Annotated in this window: 16 protein-coding genes; 11 read left to right on the top strand and 5 right to left on the bottom strand. The window is 56.1% G+C overall.

From position 1 onward, the window contains the following. Window positions 1-466 precede the first annotated feature (466 nt). Window positions 467-2,254, bottom strand: a complete 1,788-nt coding sequence (gene thrS / locus ABQ298_04810) for a threonine--tRNA ligase (protein MEQ9823685.1) — start codon at window positions 2,252-2,254, stop codon at window positions 467-469. A 159-nt stretch (window positions 2,255-2,413) separates the two neighbouring features. On the opposite strand from thrS, the gene hemB reads away from it, so the two are divergent. Next, window positions 2,414-3,403, top strand: a complete 990-nt coding sequence (gene hemB, locus ABQ298_04805; GenBank protein ID MEQ9823684.1) for a porphobilinogen synthase — start codon at window positions 2,414-2,416, stop codon at window positions 3,401-3,403. A gap of 25 nt (window positions 3,404-3,428) precedes the next feature. On the opposite strand, the gene ABQ298_04800 is transcribed toward hemB, so the two are convergent. Together ABQ298_04800 and ABQ298_04795 are read right to left on the bottom strand one after the other, a co-directional pair. Continuing rightward, window positions 3,429-4,208, bottom strand: a complete 780-nt coding sequence (locus ABQ298_04800; protein MEQ9823683.1) for a c-type cytochrome — start codon at window positions 4,206-4,208, stop codon at window positions 3,429-3,431. A 213-nt stretch (window positions 4,209-4,421) separates the two neighbouring features. Then, window positions 4,422-4,895 (bottom strand): DUF2249 domain-containing protein, encoded by a 474-nt coding sequence (locus ABQ298_04795; GenBank protein ID MEQ9823682.1) that lies wholly within the window; start codon window positions 4,893-4,895, stop codon window positions 4,422-4,424. Window positions 4,896-4,976: 81 nt separating this feature from the next. Between ABQ298_04795 and ABQ298_04790 the strand changes: the two genes are divergently transcribed. The 3 genes from ABQ298_04790 (at window position 4,977) to ABQ298_04780 (ending at window position 7,638) form a co-directional block, all read left to right on the top strand. Next, the gene (locus tag ABQ298_04790) at window positions 4,977-5,732 is read left to right on the top strand and encodes a Crp/Fnr family transcriptional regulator (GenBank protein ID MEQ9823681.1); all 756 of its coding nucleotides are present in this window, start codon (window positions 4,977-4,979) and stop codon (window positions 5,730-5,732) included. Window positions 5,733-5,814: 82 nt separating this feature from the next. Then, a complete protein-coding gene (locus ABQ298_04785; GenBank protein ID MEQ9823680.1) occupies window positions 5,815-7,092 on the top strand; it encodes a hypothetical protein in 1,278 nt (425 codons plus the stop codon). 45 nt (window positions 7,093-7,137) lie between these two features. Further along, complete coding sequence (locus ABQ298_04780) at window positions 7,138-7,638, top strand: azurin (GenBank protein ID MEQ9823679.1); 501 nt, start codon at window positions 7,138-7,140, stop codon at window positions 7,636-7,638. On the opposite strand, the gene cyoE is transcribed toward ABQ298_04780, so the two are convergent. Beyond that, a complete protein-coding gene (gene cyoE, locus ABQ298_04775; GenBank protein MEQ9823678.1) occupies window positions 7,625-8,590 on the bottom strand; it encodes a heme o synthase in 966 nt (321 codons plus the stop codon). The two genes, ABQ298_04780 and cyoE, sit on opposite strands and share 14 nt — an antisense overlap. On the opposite strand from cyoE, the gene ABQ298_04770 reads away from it, so the two are divergent. The 6 genes from ABQ298_04770 (at window position 8,589) to ABQ298_04745 (ending at window position 15,605) form a co-directional block, all read left to right on the top strand. Continuing rightward, a complete protein-coding gene (locus ABQ298_04770) occupies window positions 8,589-10,100 on the top strand; it encodes a hypothetical protein (GenBank protein MEQ9823677.1) in 1,512 nt (503 codons plus the stop codon). The two genes, cyoE and ABQ298_04770, sit on opposite strands and share 2 nt — an antisense overlap. Continuing rightward, window positions 10,097-10,246, top strand: coding sequence for a hypothetical protein (locus ABQ298_04765; GenBank protein ID MEQ9823676.1), 150 nt, complete (start codon window positions 10,097-10,099; stop codon window positions 10,244-10,246). Before ABQ298_04770 ends, ABQ298_04765 begins: the two co-directional genes overlap by 4 nt. Before the next feature lie 15 nt (window positions 10,247-10,261). After that, window positions 10,262-10,786: a cytochrome C oxidase subunit II gene (locus ABQ298_04760; GenBank protein MEQ9823675.1), complete on the top strand. Its 525-nt coding sequence runs from the start codon at window positions 10,262-10,264 to the stop codon at window positions 10,784-10,786. Window positions 10,787-10,817: 31 nt separating this feature from the next. After that, complete coding sequence (locus tag ABQ298_04755) at window positions 10,818-12,530, top strand: cbb3-type cytochrome c oxidase subunit I (GenBank protein MEQ9823674.1); 1,713 nt, start codon at window positions 10,818-10,820, stop codon at window positions 12,528-12,530. A gap of 79 nt (window positions 12,531-12,609) precedes the next feature. Further along, complete coding sequence (locus tag ABQ298_04750; GenBank protein MEQ9823673.1) at window positions 12,610-13,575, top strand: SCO family protein; 966 nt, start codon at window positions 12,610-12,612, stop codon at window positions 13,573-13,575. Further along, window positions 13,572-15,605 carry a cytochrome b N-terminal domain-containing protein gene (locus tag ABQ298_04745; protein ID MEQ9823672.1) on the top strand — a complete coding sequence of 678 codons (2,034 nt, stop codon included), beginning with the start codon at window positions 13,572-13,574 and terminating at the stop codon, window positions 15,603-15,605. The genes ABQ298_04750 and ABQ298_04745 overlap by 4 nt, the downstream gene beginning before the upstream one ends. Window positions 15,606-15,620: 15 nt before the next feature. Here the strand turns inward: ABQ298_04745 and ABQ298_04740 are convergent, their stop codons facing one another. Next, the gene (locus ABQ298_04740; protein ID MEQ9823671.1) at window positions 15,621-16,400 is read right to left on the bottom strand and encodes a hypothetical protein; all 780 of its coding nucleotides are present in this window, start codon (window positions 16,398-16,400) and stop codon (window positions 15,621-15,623) included. Window positions 16,401-16,571: 171 nt separating this feature from the next. Between ABQ298_04740 and ABQ298_04735 the strand changes: the two genes are divergently transcribed. Next, window positions 16,572-16,923: dihydroorotate dehydrogenase (quinone) (locus tag ABQ298_04735; protein MEQ9823670.1), on the top strand; the 352-nt coding region annotated here is incomplete at its 3' end.

The following is a 16,923-nucleotide window of genomic DNA, read 5'->3' as shown; positions in this document are numbered from 1 at the left end:
CCGGTCTCGAATCGCAGATTTGACTCTTTTGAGCGGACATCACCTGACATGGGGTGTCCGTTTTTTTGGGTATGCCTTTAAGGCGAAGTCGCACAGACCTTGTCTGCACGTCCCGGAAATCGTGCAAGTTGCAAAGAAATGCTTGTATGTCGCGTAATTTTTCCTATATTTACAAACGTTTTACGCTGTTCTCTAGCTTCCCATCATTCACCATGAGGTTCCAATACTGGTTTGCAAAATGCCGGATCGTCTTCACCACCGTGAAGCACCGCAGCATCTAGGCTCCTCCTTCGGGAAACAGGAGTGATCCCATTTGACCATCCTGCCCTATTCAGGGCATGGTTCGATTTGTGGAACACACTTCGGTGAAATCCAAGATAACGGGTTCTGATCGAATCACAAACCAAGCGCAGCGCGGTATTCGGGCTTGTTTTCCCGAAAACCACTACCGCAGCAACAATCCCGTTTAAAATCCATCTGGCAGGCGACGTTCCTCAATCTCCGTACGCAATTTTTGGATAAATGCCTGCACCTCGTGCGTCCCCTCAAGTCCTTTGGTGATGCGCGACCGAACCGAAATTTGCCCGCTCTCGCGTTCTTTTTCTCCCAAAATGATCATGAATGGAACACGGTCCAATTCAGCTCGACGGATTTTGGCCCCCAGCTTGTCAGAGTGGTGATCCACTGAGCAACGGATCTTGCGGTCAAACATCTGCTGTCGCAACTGCTGGGCAAAGTCCTGGAATCCATCATTCACAGGTAGCAGCCGAACCTGCTCCGGTGCGAGCCACGCGGGGAAGTTTCCATTGAAATGCTCGATCAGAAAGCCGATGAAGCGTTCATGAGTGCCGAGAGGTGCACGGTGAATGCAGAGCGGAGTTTCCTGTTCATTCTCAGAAGTAGTGTAAGTCAGACCAAAGCGTCCCGGCACCGCAAAATCGACCTGATTGGTGGCCAGTGTAAACTCCCGACCAATGGCACTCCAGACCTGCACGTCAATCTTTGGTCCGTAGAATGCAGCCTCATTGGGCACTTCCACATATTCAATGCCGGAGTCCGTCAGAACCTGCCGAACCATGTCTTCGGTCTTTTTCCAGAGTTCCGGCTCGTCGACAAACTTCTGTCCGAGACGTTCGGGGTCGTGTGTGGAGAAGCGCATCAGAAACTTCTGGATGCCGAACAACTTGAAATACTTCAGATACATGTCGTTCACCGCGCGAAACTCCGATTCAAACTGGGATTCCGTGCAGTAGATGTGCGCATCGTTCATCTGGAGTGAGCGCACGCGCATCAGCCCCATCAACTCGCCTGATTTTTCGTAGCGGTAGCAGGTGCCATACTCAGCATAGCGCACTGGCAGATCCCGGTAGCTCTTGGGCTGGGAGGCAAAGATGCGGTGATGGTGCGGACAGTTCATTGCCTTGAGGTAGTATTTTACCTTCTCCCCACCCTCGTCTTCGGTGATCTCGATCGGTGGGTACATGCTGTCCTCATAGTAGGGAAGATGCCCGCTGATCTGATACATTTTTTCCTTGGCGAGATGAGGAGTGCGAACGCGTTCATACCCCGCCTCAAACTCAGTCTCTTTGGCCAGATTCTCCAGTTCCTCCACCAGAACCGACCCCTTGGGCAACCAGAGTGGCAGCCCCGGTCCCACATGCTCAGCGTCAAAGGCGAACAAACCCATTTCCTTGCCAATGCGGCGATGGTCACGTTTTTTCGCCTCCTCAAGCATGGTCAGGTAGGCGTCCAGTTCCTCCTTGCTCGGAAAGGCCGTGCCATAGATGCGTTGCAACTGCTTGTTGGATTCATTGCCGCGGTGGTAAGCACCCGCGATGGAGAGCAATTTGAACGCCTTGACCTTTTTGGTGTATCCTACGTGGGTGCCAGCACAAAGGTCGATGAACTCCCCATTGCGATAGAAGGAAATGGCCTCGCCTTCCGGAATGTCGTCCAGTCGCCCCAGTTTATAGGCCTCCTGCCCAAAGTCCGCGATGATTGATTTTGCCTGCTCCCGGTCGACTTCGATGCGCTCAAACTTCTGGTTCTCCTTGATCACCTTTTTCATCTCCTGCTCAATGCGCTCGAGATCCTCGGCGGTAAAGCGGTGATCGAGATCGAAGTCGTAATAAAAGCCCTGGTCCGTTGGGGGTCCGATATCCAGCTTGGTTGTCGGAAACAGACGCAGTACGGCAGTCGCAAGGATATGCGAACAGGAGTGTCTGAGTTCTTCCAACGGTGTCATCGCTTTCATATCGATCAAGTGAATAGGATTGTATTTGCAGTAAATGAAACCGCGAGACTAGCGCATCCGGCCTTGTGCAAACAATCCCTTTTCTCAGAATTTCCCGTCAAATCTCCATGCATCCAGCCTTAAACTGGCATTTTGCAAAATCACGGTTAGCATGAAGGCATGCATTTATATCGCCGTCCCCGTCGTTTGCGCCAAAGCTCCGCCATCCGTGCGATGAGCCGGGAAACCTGGCTGCGCAAGGAAGACCTCATCCAGCCACTCTTTGTGGTCGAAGGCAATAACGCGCCATTTGCCGTGGACTCCATGCCCGGGGTCTATCGCTTCAGCGTTGAGGATCTCGTTCGCACAGCTGTGAACATTTACAAACTCGGCATCCCTGCGGTCGCACTGTTTCCCAGTATTGAGCCGTCGCTAAAAGATGCCAGCGGGAGTGAGGCCACGAACGAAAACAACCTCGTCCTGCGTGCGATCCGTGCGATCAAGTCCGAGGTGCCCGAACTCGCGATCATTGCAGACGTCGCGCTTGATCCCTACACCACCCACGGTCACGACGGGTTGCTCAGTGACGACGGCAAACGCGTGCTCAACGATGCAACCGTGGAACGTCTGGTTGAAATGGCCGTGCTGCTCGCTCAGGCCGGCACGGACTGGGTGGCGCCCTCCGACATGATGGACGGCAGGGTGGGTGCCATTCGGGAGGCACTGGAAGATGCGGAGCTGCACGATACCTGCATTCTCGCCTATGCAGCGAAGTTTGCCTCTGCTTATTATGGTCCCTTCCGCGATGCCGTCGGCAGCTCACAGGCCGCGGGCACACACCACCTCGACAAGTCCACTTATCAGATCAGTCCCGCCAATCGGCGCGAGGCCCTGATGGAGGTAGCACTCGACATCGAAGAAGGTGCCGATGCGGTCATGGTGAAACCAGCTGGACCCTATCTCGACATCATTCGGGATGTGCGCGAGGGCTTTACCCTTCCGGTCGCTGCCTACCAGGTCTCAGGCGAGTATGCGCAGATCCACGCCGCCGCCAAAATGGGGTGGCTCGACCTGGAGAAGTGTCGCTACGAATCCCTGCTCGCCATCAAGCGCGCGGGCGCAGATATGATTCTCTCCTATTTCAGCCAAAGCATCGCACCTTCGCTCTGACAAGTGGGTCGTTATCAGCTGAAGCCTATGGATGAAGGGTGAAGATGTAGGCTGCAACATCGCGCATGGCCTGCTCATCGGGAAGTGTTGCCGCCATCGGACGCATCTGTGCTCCGTGAAGATCCTCCGGGTCGGCACCACGCACACCGGATTTGAATCGCTCGAGACTGCTCACAAGATACCAATCCTGCTGCCCCACGAGTGAGGGTGCGCTAAGTGCTTCATTGCCCAGACCATCAATTCCATGACAGGACGCACAGACAGCATAGTAGGATTTGCCCCGGATCGGGTCTCCCTCAAGTGTGGCGACTGGCGGTTCAGATGCCAACCCCGCAATGTAAGTGGAAACCTCACGAATCTGTGACTCCGACCTGAGCGTTGCAGCCATGGGTCGCATCATGGCACCTTCCATGTCATCGGGATGGCTTCCGCGCTGACCGTTTTTGAATTTTCGGAGCTGGTTTGCCAGATAGGAGGCAGGGAGCTGGTTGAGTGCGGGAGCCTTGAGCAACTCATTCCCCTGTGCCTGATCTCCATGACACGCGATACAGCTTTGATAGGCTTGCTCGCCCGGGACCATCGCCACTTCGGCAACCGCTTCGGCTTGCTCAGTGGATTCCGTCGTCGCATGTGAGTCTGGCATGCGAAGTTCGGGTAGTGCCGGTGCAATGCCGCGCCAGATGCCGTAACCCCACAAACCGAGCGTGAGCACGCCCATTAGCGCGAAGTGTGCAAACACAAACAAGTAGTAGGGCGTAGCCTGTTCCCGGAGTTGAGCAGAAGATTGAGTGGGTATTGGTTTCATTCACAAAAAACCGGAGAACGTGCGATTCTCCGGGGATTGATCCATATACCAACACAGGAGCGACTGCCCGATCACCGATATTTGCTGGTCTGCACTTCAGTACACCCGAAGCAGCCGCTCCCCTGTTGGTTCCGTTATTGCGCATGCAGGTTAGCATGCATCACGGCCAAGATTTTTGATCCTGATCAAAAACCTTCCATCATTTCCGAATCTTCAATCGGCGACGACTCTCCAGAATGTGGTCATCCACCGACCGGATTCGGTCGACTCGCATTCCCACTCAAATGCCTCGGAGTCCACGGTCGCCAGCAGGGCATCGGGTCGCTCCTGCGTGAGCACCTTGAGCGTGGAATCACGGCCCAGCGAGCGCAGCGTATCAGCCAATTGGGATTCGTCGACATCCTGTGTTCCCGAAAAATCAATTTCGAGTCCACGTCCCGGAGTAGCTGAAGAAGAAGGAGTAAAACGGATCTCCCAGCAATCGGGTTCGGGTTGATTCACTTCCACCGCGTAGCCTTCCGCTTCAAAAACAGAATACAGGGGAACGGGCTGGAAGGGTGCCAACAGCTGAAAGACTTGGCCGGGGAGGAGCCGACGCTTGTATTCCAGTATATAGGGAAAGGGTTCGATTCCCTTGGCCAGCAAGGGTCGTGCGTCAAAACAGAGGGGTTCTGGAGTGGATTGCATGCCGTAGTCTATTGCATTCTGGAGCAAATTGGATTGATATCGATCAAAAATCCTGACGTTTTCTGCCCGAGACCCATTGCAATGACCACGACTGACCTGTCCCTGACCCCTCACTGCCCCGGGGAAGTGCGTGTCGTATTGATGATGCGCACTCTGCGCCAGACCAATCTTTTCAGGGAACTGTCCTCATCTGCACTGGAAAACATCGTTCGGGGCTGCCGCATCCAAAGCGTGAAAAAGGGCAGTTACCTTTTTCACGAAGGCGAACCCGTTCTGGGTTTTTTTGCGGTGCACTCCGGTGCGATCAACGTGCATCGCGTCACGGAGGATGGGCGGGAGCAGGTGATTCGGGTCTTCTATCCGGGTGAATGTTTTGCGGAGGCGGTTCTGGTCGGCAACCACTGCTATCCCGCATCGGCAAAGGCTACCGAAGATGCGCAGGTAGTATTTGTCCCCGGCGCATTTTTCCGCGACGAAATTCGCCGCGACCCTGACCTTGCTTTGAATATTCTCGGTTCCATGAGTCAGCATCTGCGCTTTCTCGTCGAAACCGTGGAGGGATTGAAGCTGCGTCAGGCGGAATCCCGCATCGTGCGCTGGCTGCTGGAACAGATTCAAACCCGCCAAAACGGCAATGGCGAGCAAGCGGAACTCCAGCTTCCCCTCCCCAAGCATTTGCTCGCCAGTCAATTGGGGACCACCAGCGAAACCCTCTCGCGGGTTTTTGCCCGGCTTCGCAAACTGAAACTGCTGACGGTGGAAGGCAAACGCATTCACTTCCACTCGATTTCGGGCCTGCGCGAGTTCCTCAGGGAGATCGAACAACAAACCCTGTAACCCTGAGCTGTTCTTGATGTGCATCAAGACAGGAGTTTGACCCAAGCCCTATCCTTTCACCATGCACCATCGTTCCACATCCATGGTTCCATCTAAAGGATATGCCTGGGACTGCGCTGATCCGGAATGCGGCGAACCCCATGCGGGACGCCGCTTCTTCAGCATTGCACTGCTGGGGTTGTTTGTGACCGCCTGGCTCGGGGCACTGCTGCGATGGCAGGCCATCACGCCCACACCAGGTCTCGTTTACGGCAATCTGTTGCACGCGCACTCACACATGGGGTTTCTGGCGTGGGTGTTCAACGCATTCTTCGCACTGGCCTGGGTACGCTTTGTACCGAAAAGCAGACGACGGCGCTGCATCCAGCTCTTCGTCACCCTTCAGATTGCCAATCTGGGCATGCTGTTGAGCTTTCCCTTCCAGGGATACGGGCCAGTGAGCATTGCCTTTACCACTCTGCATTCAGTTGCTGCCGTCTGGTTTGCCCTCTTGCTCTGGCGTTCGGATCGCGTCCACCCACGGGCACGCCCCTGGTTACGGAGTTCACTGCTCTGCATGTTCGCCTCCAGCCTGGGTCCAGTCGTGTTGGGTCCGCTGGCCGCGCTGGACCTGCGGGACACTGCGCTCTACGCCAACTCGATTTACTGGTACCTGCATTTTCAGTACAATGGCTGGTTCATCCTGTTCCCGCTTGCCTTGCTTGCACAGTCAGTCGCACCGCAGGAAACTGCGTTGCGAAAGGCGCTCGAAACGGGATTTTTGCCAGTATTTGCCGGAGTCGTTCTCACGTTCGGGGTATCGCTGTTCTGGAATCCGGTTCCGGATTCGCTGCGCCTGGTAACAGCCATCGGTGCAGGACTGCAGCTCTACGGTCTGGCGCGTATTGCATTTGCGCACCGTTCTCATGTAAACGAACACGCTCACACTCCCTGCCGCATCGTAAGGGGACTGTTCCACATCGCCTGGTGTGTACTGTTGCTCAAATCCCTGACCCAACTGCTCGCCTGCGCCCCCCTGGCCACCGCATTCGTGACCCAGCGCTGGTTGATCATTGCTTTCCTGCACAGTGTGTTCCTCTTCGTTGTGCTGCCCACTGTCATTGCAACAGCGCTGCAGTGGAAATGGATGCGACCGGATTGCTGGCGACGATGGGGATTGGGGATGTTCCTTTTCGCAGCTCTGGTTACCGAAGTTGCCTTGCTGCTGCCAATGCTGCGGGCGTGGTTGCCGATACCATCCTGGACCCACCATCCCCACCTGCTTCTCGCAACTGCGGTGATTCAGGCACTTGCCGTCAGTTTACTGCTGCTTCCGCACTCACGATCAGAAGGTGCATCCACAAAGCACGCTGCTCCTTGACGCAGATCAAAACTCCAGAGGGTGCTGGGTGCTATACTCCCGCCCATGCAACTCACAAGTCCATTACTCAAAACGCTCATCAGCATCATCACCCTTTTTGTACTCGCTGGCTGCGGCGCCGAAAAACCCGCTGACAGCACCGAAACTGTCGGAGCGGACGGCGTTCGCACGATTCAGGTCACCGGCAATGATGCGATGAAATTCAACATCACCGAGATCACGGCAACCGCTGGCGAACCCCTGCGTCTGACCCTGACCAACATCGGAAAAATGCCAAAACAGGGCATGGCGCACAACTGGGTGCTGCTCAAGCCGATCGCAGAATCCGAAATCAACAAGATTGGCATGGCTGCCGCCACTCAAGGACCGGAATATCTGCCAACGGATCAATCCAAGATTCTCGTGCACACCCGAATGCTCGGACCAGGAGAGAGCGACACGATTGAATTCAACGCTCCGACCGACCCCGGTGCCTATCCATTCATCTGCACATTCCCGGGGCACTATGCCATCATGCGGGGAACCCTCAAGGTCACGGCCCCCTGAACAGATTTTCCACCCAAAGTGCCATCATGACTGGTGGCAGGTAGAACAGCGTCGCAAGGAACAACCTCCTTGCGACGTTTTTGCTTCGGTTTTCGCAGAACCCCATGCGAGCGCTCTGATAGACCATGAATACAGCCCCAAAGGTCGCAATGATCACAAACACGGGACCGCAGGCCCCCAACAGCCATGCGACCCAGGGCGTGCACAACAGCAGCACAGAGTAGGCGAGACTCCAGAGTGCCACGGCTTTTCCCGTAACATCCACAGCGGGCAACAGTGGAAAGCCCGCCCTGCGGTAGTCCTCCCGATGCATCCAGCCGATGGCAAAAAAATGGGGCATCTGCCAGAAAATCAGAAGGGCAAACAGAATGAGGGCAGGTTGCGAAAACACATTACCCGCTGCCGCGCTTCCAATGAGCGGGGGCAGCGCGCCTGAGAGGGAACCCACTTCTGTCGCCCAGCGGGTACGTCGTTTGAGTGGAGTGTACACACACCCATACAGCAGAATCGTGCTAGCTGCCAATCCGGCACTCATCGCCCCAAACACCACCCCCAACAGTACAACACCAACCATGGAAAGCACCAGGCTCCACGCAAGCGCCACCGGAGCCGCAAGTTGTCCACTCGGCAGGGGTCGCGCGCGCGTTCGCCGCATCCAGGCATCACTCCGGCGTTCCCACCAGTGATTCAGCGACAACGCTCCCCCAGCTGCGGCAGCCGTGCCCACCATCGCGCTTCCAAACAGGATCCACTCAAATCGATCCACACTTGCGGCATACCCACAGGCAGCCGAGAGCAGCGAAAAAAATGCCAGTCGCGGCTTGGTCAGGATGATGAGGCAGCGAAGCCGCTGCAGGGCCGGGCTGGCACAGGATTGCTCCAGGGCATCGACCGAGCTGTTCAGGGAACTGGGGTAAGGTGGATTCGACGGCATGCATCTACGGTAGCTCATGAATTCCCAACACTTTTTGATCTGCATCAAAACAAACGAAAACTCTGGCGGATATGCTGTCCAAATGCCCACTCGCGCAACTCATCCCGCCCCATCCCTGTGCTCCGCCCCGGAAGGCACGGAAGATCGTGCTACAGTGAGTCCACCGCTTCCCGCCACAAGCCGCGCATGGCTGCAACTCGCCATTACCAGCCTGATTGTGGCTGGCCTGCTCTCGATCACGGTGGTCGTGGGCCGCCTCCCTCTTTTCGCTCACTGGATCAACGATGCCCATTTTTTCAAACGCTGCCTTGTTGTGCATGTGGATCTTGCCCTGATCCTTTGGTTCTACGCCTGCCTCGCCTCCATCGACGCGATCCGTACGGCAACACCAACTGCAACTGCCCGGTATCTGCCGGTATGGATCACCTGCGCTGGTGTTGGGTTGATGCTGGTGACCGCACTGCTTCCCGATGCCGTACCCATTCTGGCGAACTATGTTCCTGTGATTGATCATCCTGTGTTCTTTCTCGGACTGGCGCTGGTCTTCAGCGGCCTGGCGATGCACCTGTTGCCAAACCTGCTGCGCCCCTCAACGGGTTCCCTTCCTGTCGATGCATCCATCGGCATTCGTGCAGCGTGCCTTGCCTTTCTGTTTGCACTGGTCACCCTGCTCGCCGCCTGGGCGGGTATGCCCGAAGTGCATGACCCCTACATCCGCTACGAAACGCTGATGTGGGGATTTGGACATGTGCTGCAGTGCGTCAACCTCTGCGCCGCGCTCGCCGTCTGGTGCTGGCTTGTCCATGAACTGACCGCAACGTCGCTGCTCTCCCGAAAGGCCGCCATCCTGCTGTTCTCGCTGCTCATTGTTCCTCATGCAGCTGGCCCACTGCTCACGGTGAACGGTACGCTCAACTCAACCTATATCGAGGGATTTACCTTTTTGATGCGTTGGACCCTGTTTCCCGTCGCCACGCTGATGGCAGTGCGGGTGATCCACCACCTGAGACGCTTTCCGGTTCGCCAGGCATGCCCCCGCTCAGGACTGATTCGCACGGGTCTGCTGGCAAGCATGTCGCTGCTCGCACTGGGCTTCGGTATCGGCTTCCTGATCCGCGGATCGAACACACTGATCCCGGCCCACTATCACGCCTCACTCGGGGCCATCACGGCCGCCTTTATGACCGTGGCCTACCTGCTCGCGAGCCGCCACGCACCCCGCACCAGCTTGGCGCGCTACTGGACGTTGGGCAACCTGCAACTGGCTCTCTTTGGCATTGGACAAAGTGTTTTTGTCGCAGGTTTTGCCATCGGGGGATGCTTCGGTCTCGGGCGAAAATCCTATGCCAACGAACAAGTCGTGCATCACACGGGAGAAACCATCGGCCTGATCGTGATGGGGATTGGCGGACTCATCGCAATCATCGCGGGCATGCTCTTTCTCATTCTCATCGTCAAATCCATCATCGGGAGCGTGCGCTGGTCCACCAGCGAACCTGAGCTTCCCATAACCCAACTACACACATGACATCATCATCGAAAGAACCTTGGCTGAAACGGCTCATGGACAATCCATGGCTTCTGCTGATCCTGGGCGTTCTGATTCCCATTCTCTCCTACACGGTCTGGGGATGGGTCGAACTCCTGTTCATCTCACCCGCAACCCTTCCCTGAACCCAAGGCATTGCCATGAGTCTCTCAATCCCTGCCAAAGACTGGTACAAGGCCCCGGAAGGCGGCGAAAAAGTATGGATCGGTATGGCGCTGGTCTGGTGTTTCATCATGTCCCTGATGATGCCGTTCTGGCACTTTCGCGGAAAACAGAACAGCACGGGCGAGACCTACTCGGTCGAACCTGCCGCATTTCTGGAACGCGCTACCCGCTTCACGGAGGAAAATCAGGTCGGTGAACTGAATGGCGTTCCCATCGCTCAACCCGCTCCGGGAACGGATATCTACCTCGTCGCACGCATGTGGTCGTGGTATCCCGTGCTCAAGTTGCAGCAGGGTGAGACCTACCGCCTGCACTTATCCTCGATGGACCTTCAGCACGGTTTGTCGCTGCAACCCCTGAACATCAACTTTCAGGCACTGCCCGGCTACGATCACGTGATCACCCTCACGCCAACCACCAGCGGTGAATTCACCATCGTCTGCAACGAATTCTGCGGAATCGGACACGACCGCATGATCGGAAAGATCCTCGTTGAATAAGTCCACTTCCAAAAAACCCACGAATCTTCCCATGAATACCACACTTTCCCATCCTGCAGCGCTGGACGATGCCCAGGCCGAAAGCCGCAGCTGCGACACAACTGGGCTGAAGGTCTGCCTGACCGCCCAGCGCTTCATCAAACTCAACGCGGTCAGCGCCGTTGTTTTCCTGTTGCTGGGTGGCATTGCCGCCCTGCTGCTCGCGCTCACGCGCTGGCAGACGGTGCACCTGCTTCCCATCGATTGGTTCTATCGCATCCTGACCTTCCATGGTCTGAACATGCTGATTTTCTGGATCCTCTTCTTTGAAGTCGCGATCCTGTATTTTGCCTGCACGATTCCGCTCAACTCCAGATTGTTCTCCCGGAAAATCGCCTGGGTGTCGTTTGCGATGATGCTGGTCGGCGCCGTCATGACCAACGTTGTCATCCTGCAGGGCAAAGCCGATGTCATGATGACGAGCTACCTGCCACTGCTCGCCCATCCGCTCTTCTACCTTGGCATCATTCTGGTGGCCGTCGGAACCCTGATTGCGGTCTTCAATTTTTTCGCCACCCTCTTCATTGCCAAAAAACACCGCACCTACGAAGGCTCCATTCCCCTGGTAACCTTTGGTGCGCTTGCCGCAGCGATCATCGCCGTCGTCACGCTGCTGCACGGTGCCATCGTGATGATCCCGACGTTCACGTTCTCCATGGGATGGACCGCAGAGCCGGACCCGATGTGGTATCGGCTGATCTGGTGGGGCCTGGGGCACCAGTCCCAGCAAGTCAATGTCTGCGCCATGGTCGCGGTATGGTATTTGATCGGGAACCTCGCCACCGGAGCCAAACCCGTGAACGAAACGGTCTGTCGCGGAGCGTTTGTACTTTACATCCTGTTCATCAATCTGGCCTCAGCCCACCACCTTCTGGTCGATCCGGGAGTGAGTGCCGCCTGGAAGATCTGGAACACTTCCTACGCCATGTACCTGGCTGTGCTTGCATCGATGATCCACGCCTTCACTGTTCCCGCTTCCATTGAAATCGCGATGCGCCAGAAAGGACACACCAAGGGCATTTTTGGCTGGATTCCCGCACTGCCCTGGCGCAATCCCGCCTTCTCGGCAGCCGCCTATTCCCTACTGATTTTCGGATTTGTGGGAGGCATCACAGGTGTCACGCTTGGCACCCAGCAAATCAACATCATCGCGCACAACACCCTGCGCATTCCGGGTCACTTCCACGCGACGGTTGTTGGTGGCACCAGCCTGGCATTCATGGGGCTGGCCTACTACGTCATTCCCCTGATCTTCCGCAAGGATTTCATCCTGCCGAAACTCGCCCGCATCCAACCCTGGCTGTTTGGAAGTGGCATCCTGCTGCTCTCCTTCGGCATGTCCTTCGCCGGATCACTGGGGGTATCACGCCGGGTCTATGACATCGATCATGCGGGCATCTATGGTCCAGCCGCCCACCTCTTCCTCGCGATGCTGGGCATCGGCGGCATCATCGCCTTTACCGGCCTTCTGCTGTTTGCCTTACTCTGTGTCGGAACACTCCTGTTTGGCAAGTCGAACGCCGGTCGCCCCATGGCGGACTGGGGAACGGCCAAAACCCTACCCAACGCCCCGGGAGAAAAGCTCCCGAACCTGCACTGGGCGATGAAGGGTACATTTGTGCTCACCGGCATCTTTCTGCTCTCATTTGCCGTCTATTATTTCGCCAACTGGAAGGCGCTTGCAGACGTGTGGCATGTGCGCTGATCGAATGCGTTCTCATTCCTTGACACCAGTCCGGGGAGCTTCGTCTCCCCGGTAAAATGCATATTTTTCAAACGCTGCCATGATTCAGAAACTGCTTTCATTTGCACGCCGCTTTTTCTGCAGTAGTGCGTTCCCAGCCTATGTGATCACTCTCGCCGTCATCTACGAAGTTTTTTTGCTGCTGATATGGATCGCACCCGAGGGCTTTGGATTCTGGAGCGATTTTTCCACCGACTTCAAGGTCTGGTGTTTCAGCTACGATCCCAAAACCGGTCACCTGGAATGGATCAGTGTCTGGATCATGTTTGCCGAACCGCTCTTCATCACCGGACTGATCCTGTTGATCTGGAACAGCTCCCTGCGCCAGCTCACCACGCTGAACGGGTGGCGCACCCAAGCGGGTCCAGTCGGGGGTGCCCTGGTCACGCTGCTGCTCATTCTTGGTGGCATGATGTTATACGCGCAGATGGATGCCGACCCGAAAGCACCGCAACCCTTCCCGGGAGAACGCATTCGCACCCGTCTCGATCCACCGTCGTTTACGCTCAATGATCAACGCGGAAATCCCTGTTCGCTGGACGATCTCAGGGGAAAGCCGGTTCTGATCACTGGCATCTATGCGCTGTGCTCCCAGTCCTGTCCAGAGATCCTGCTGCAGATCCGTTCCACCTTGGATGCGCTGCCCGAAGCCATCGCTGATGAACTTCAGATCCTCGCCATTTCCCTCAATCCCGAATACGATACCCCGCAACTGATGGACTCCATCGCGAGTGCCTATAATTTCAACTATCCCGACTTTCGATACCTGAATGGAGAACCGGACCAGGTGCGCAGCATCCTGTCCAAACTGCAGTTTTCCACTTATCTCAATCCCGAAACCGGGTTCATCGATCACAACAATCTTTTCATCCTGATCGATCCTGAAGGGCTGATCGCCTACCGCTTCAGTCTCAACCCCGAACACCGTTCATGGCTGGGAGATGCCATTGTATCCGTCAGCGAAGCACCTGTGCGACAGAACCGCATGCAACTCAGTTCCCGATGAATCCCAAACGTCCACGCGTGCGAACCCTGCGCCTGCCGTCACTGTTCCGATATCTGGATCAATGCGGTTCCCGCCTCGATTCAGCCTTAATGCGCTGGATCCCGCACGAACTCAACCTGCTGTCCCATTCGGGAGCTGCCGCAAACTTCTGTCTGCTCGTCGCATTTTTTTCGGGAGTGTTGCTGCTCTTCTGGTATGCACCCAGTGTGCAGCTCGCGCATGCATCGCTGGAGTCAGTTCAAGGGCGAACCCTGGGCGGATGGGTTCGCGCACTGCACCGCTACAGTTCCGACCTGACCATGCTGCTGGTGCTGCTGCATGCGTTCCGCAGTTTTGCAGCGAGCAAATTTTCGGGGTCGAGGACGCTCGCCTGGGTTTCCGGCGTCTTCATGCTCGCATTTCTCTGGCTGATCGGCTGGACCGGATTCTGGTTGGTCTGGGATCAACCCGCCCAACAAGTGGCGACGCTATCCATGCGGTTTCTCGATCTGCTTCCGATTTTTCCGGAACCCCTGTCGAGCCTGCACCTGGCTGATCGACTGGTTCCGAGTCTGCTGTTTTTTGTGGTTTTTTTTGGGCACATGCTGCTGCCGCTGTTGCTCGTTGTGGGTCTGGTCATTCATGTCATCAAACTCAGCCATGTGCGACTGTTTCCCAGGGGCGGCCTGATGCTGCTCACCGGCATCAGCCTGGCTGTGGTCTCATGGTTGCTTCCTGCGCCACTCGACCCGCCCGCAAAGATGGCCATCGTGCCAGACCAGATGACGGTGGATGCGTGGTATCTCACACCTCTGGCACTGGGACTTCGATTCCAGGATCTTGGACTCTGGGCCGTGTTGCTCATGGTGCTCGCCCTCGCATTTGCAGTACCCTGGATCTTTGGCTGCCCACAAAAGGGTGCAACCTTCACGAAGGCGGGACAGACCGTGGTGAGTGAACGTCGCTGTGATGCCTGTGAACAATGTGTGCGTGATTGTCCGTTTGACGCCATTCGCATGGTGGAGCGGGGTCCATCCCGGCTTTCATTTCCCACTGTGGCGTGGGTGGACCCTGAGCGCTGCGTCGGATGTGCCGTCTGCGTGGGTTCGTGCCATTCGGCTGCCCTCAATCTGGAACATCTCGATACGTTGACACATGAAAAACTGCTCTTTGAGCAACTTCGCAATGATTCCAGCGAACAACTCGCGCTGGTAGCCTCGGATGCCCTGCGTTCAGATGACCGGAAACTGGACCAGCTCCGTCAAAGCGCATTGAAAGGATTTACCGTATTTGCCGTGCCAACCGCCAGCTGGATCCGCTCCAACGTTCTGGAACGCTTGATCAAGCGAGGCATGCGGCATGTCTTGATTGTGCGGGATGGGAGTTCTGAAAGCGCAGCGCGAGCTGGCAACCGCTGGATCGCCGAACGCAGTGCTGGCAAGCGTAACCCTCCATTGCGCGAATCGGCCCGCCCAGCCATTCACCTTTTCGATTTTACACCCGGACGCGAACGCAAACTGGCTCAATTCGTAAACGCTCTGCAGGTGGAAAGGCACCATTCAGCATCCCATCGTCAGCAATTCCAATGGGTTGCAGCTGCAGCAGTGGTTGGGGTCGTTACCTCACTGGTGATCGCGCTAAGCCACCTCCAGGTCCAAAATCCTGCAGACCCTTCGCCTGAGTTTGCACTGTCCATCAAAGCCTACGGCAGCATGCAGGAGGAGGAAATGACGAACCCGGAGGACGAAGCAACAAAACCCATTCACATGCGGGGACACTCAACACAAAAGCCCCACCGCTCGCCCATTACCATTCGACTGACGTTGAACGGGCAATCCTACGAACACAGCATAGCCGCACGAGGGATTTCGCGAGACGGGCCAGCCCTGGCCACACTGCGGCACCGCATCGTACCGGGCAACACGAAGGTGAAGGTCGTCCTAGACCTCGGTGAGCAAACGGTGGAATGGACTGGCAGTTACGAAGCGCGTGAGCGGCATATTCAGGTACTGACCTACCATCCGCAGGATGGATTTGTCATGGAACCTTGAACCTGCAGCAAGCGGTCAGTCATTCTTGCGGGGACGGCCGCGGCGGGGAGGTGCCTCCTCTTCTTCCTCATCGTCACCCTCGTCATCCGACTCCTCGTCTTCGTCGTCGTCATCCTCGTCGAAGTCGTCGTCGTCATCCTCGTCCCACTTCATGGTTTCATCCTCTTCGAGGGTTTCGTCGTCTTCGAAATCGGGGATATCGATGTCGATATCGTCGTCATCATCCTCGTCGTCGCCGTCGTCATCGTCGAGTTCGAGTTCATATCCCGCAGGAACAAAATCAAGAATTGCCGAAACTTCGTTGTAAAAATGGATGGCCTTACCCTCCATGTAATCCTTGTTTTGCTCCTCGCGAATGGTCTCCTCGATCTCATCGATCTCAAGCTTTTCCGCGAGATCAATCAGGTCGTTGAGCAGCTTGACACGACAACGTGTGATGCGGTCGAGAAAGTCGGCGTAGGGACTCTTCTCCTCGTCGAGCATGTCCGGCAACAGGAACAGGTCTTCATCGAGTTCGAGAAAGGATTCCTGAACCCTGCGCAGCTCGATCAGGTTCTTGTCTGCCTTGGCATGGATGCGGAATGCAAAAAACGCAGATTCAAATACCTCGGGATCGAATCCGTATTCCCGGAGCGAATCGAGTGAGTCTGTAAGCGCAGATGCCTGGCGGGGATCAATGATTCCCAGGCCGTCCACATCCCAATGAATCGGATCGCTTGTCTCGGCTACCCACCAGTTGAGGTCTTCGCCCAGGCGCACCTTGACCCATTGTAATTTTGGAGATGATTTGCTCATAGATCCTCTTGGTTTGGAATGATTGGAAAGTTATGGGGTTACTATCCAGAGAAGTGGTTTTGATTTTTCAACTCTAAACGCAACGAAAATATGGCATGCAAGTTGTTCATGCAGAAATCCGTTGCCAACACCCTGACATTGAGGGTTTTATTACACAAACATTGTCGGCCCATGTACGAGCAAATCCTACGTCCCTGTCTCTTCAAACTCTCACCGGAGAACGCACACAATCTCAGCATTCAATCCCTCAAGGTCGCCACTGCGCTGCGATTGCCATTGTACCTGCTGAAGCGCATGGCACAGCCCGAAGGAGCGCGTTCCGTCAAGCTGTGGGACCTGGAGTTCCCGAATGCAATCGGCTTAGCTGCAGGGATGGACAAGGATGCCGAAGTGATCGCGGCTATGCTTGGACTCGGCTTCGGTTTTGTCGAAGTGGGTACCGTGACTCCCAATCCCCAGCCCGGAAATGAGAAACCCCGCCTTTTTCGCTACCCCGCAACTCATGCGATCGTCAACCGCATGG

The organism is Puniceicoccaceae bacterium, from assembly GCA_040224245.1.
Taxonomy (GTDB): domain Bacteria; phylum Verrucomicrobiota; class Verrucomicrobiia; order Opitutales; family JAFGAQ01; genus JAKSBQ01.
This window is presented reverse-complemented; position numbering and strand designations above follow the sequence as displayed.

What these genes read in the sequence shown, in the direction of transcription:
- ABQ298_04740 (MEQ9823671.1), bottom strand. Translation starts at nt 16,400, where the DNA reads ATGAGCAAATCATCTCCAAAATTACAATGGGTCAAGGTGCGCCTGGGC.
- ABQ298_04785 (MEQ9823680.1), top strand. Translation starts at nt 5,815, where the DNA reads ATGGTTCCATCTAAAGGATATGCCTGGGACTGCGCTGATCCGGAATGC.
- ABQ298_04795 (MEQ9823682.1), bottom strand. Translation starts at nt 4,895, where the DNA reads ATGCAATCCACTCCAGAACCCCTCTGTTTTGACGCACGACCCTTGCTG.
- ABQ298_04800 (MEQ9823683.1), bottom strand. Translation starts at nt 4,208, where the DNA reads ATGAAACCAATACCCACTCAATCTTCTGCTCAACTCCGGGAACAGGCT.
- cyoE (MEQ9823678.1), bottom strand. Translation starts at nt 8,590, where the DNA reads ATGAGCTACCGTAGATGCATGCCGTCGAATCCACCTTACCCCAGTTCC.
- ABQ298_04755 (MEQ9823674.1), top strand. Translation starts at nt 10,818, where the DNA reads ATGAATACCACACTTTCCCATCCTGCAGCGCTGGACGATGCCCAGGCC.
- ABQ298_04750 (MEQ9823673.1), top strand. Translation starts at nt 12,610, where the DNA reads ATGATTCAGAAACTGCTTTCATTTGCACGCCGCTTTTTCTGCAGTAGT.
- ABQ298_04770 (MEQ9823677.1), top strand. Translation starts at nt 8,589, where the DNA reads ATGAATTCCCAACACTTTTTGATCTGCATCAAAACAAACGAAAACTCT.
- ABQ298_04780 (MEQ9823679.1), top strand. Translation starts at nt 7,138, where the DNA reads ATGCAACTCACAAGTCCATTACTCAAAACGCTCATCAGCATCATCACC.
- ABQ298_04760 (MEQ9823675.1), top strand. Translation starts at nt 10,262, where the DNA reads ATGAGTCTCTCAATCCCTGCCAAAGACTGGTACAAGGCCCCGGAAGGC.
- hemB (MEQ9823684.1), top strand. Translation starts at nt 2,414, where the DNA reads ATGCATTTATATCGCCGTCCCCGTCGTTTGCGCCAAAGCTCCGCCATC.
- thrS (MEQ9823685.1), bottom strand. Translation starts at nt 2,254, where the DNA reads ATGAAAGCGATGACACCGTTGGAAGAACTCAGACACTCCTGTTCGCAT.
- ABQ298_04790 (MEQ9823681.1), top strand. Translation starts at nt 4,977, where the DNA reads ATGACCACGACTGACCTGTCCCTGACCCCTCACTGCCCCGGGGAAGTG.
- ABQ298_04765 (MEQ9823676.1), top strand. Translation starts at nt 10,097, where the DNA reads ATGACATCATCATCGAAAGAACCTTGGCTGAAACGGCTCATGGACAAT.
- ABQ298_04745 (MEQ9823672.1), top strand. Translation starts at nt 13,572, where the DNA reads ATGAATCCCAAACGTCCACGCGTGCGAACCCTGCGCCTGCCGTCACTG.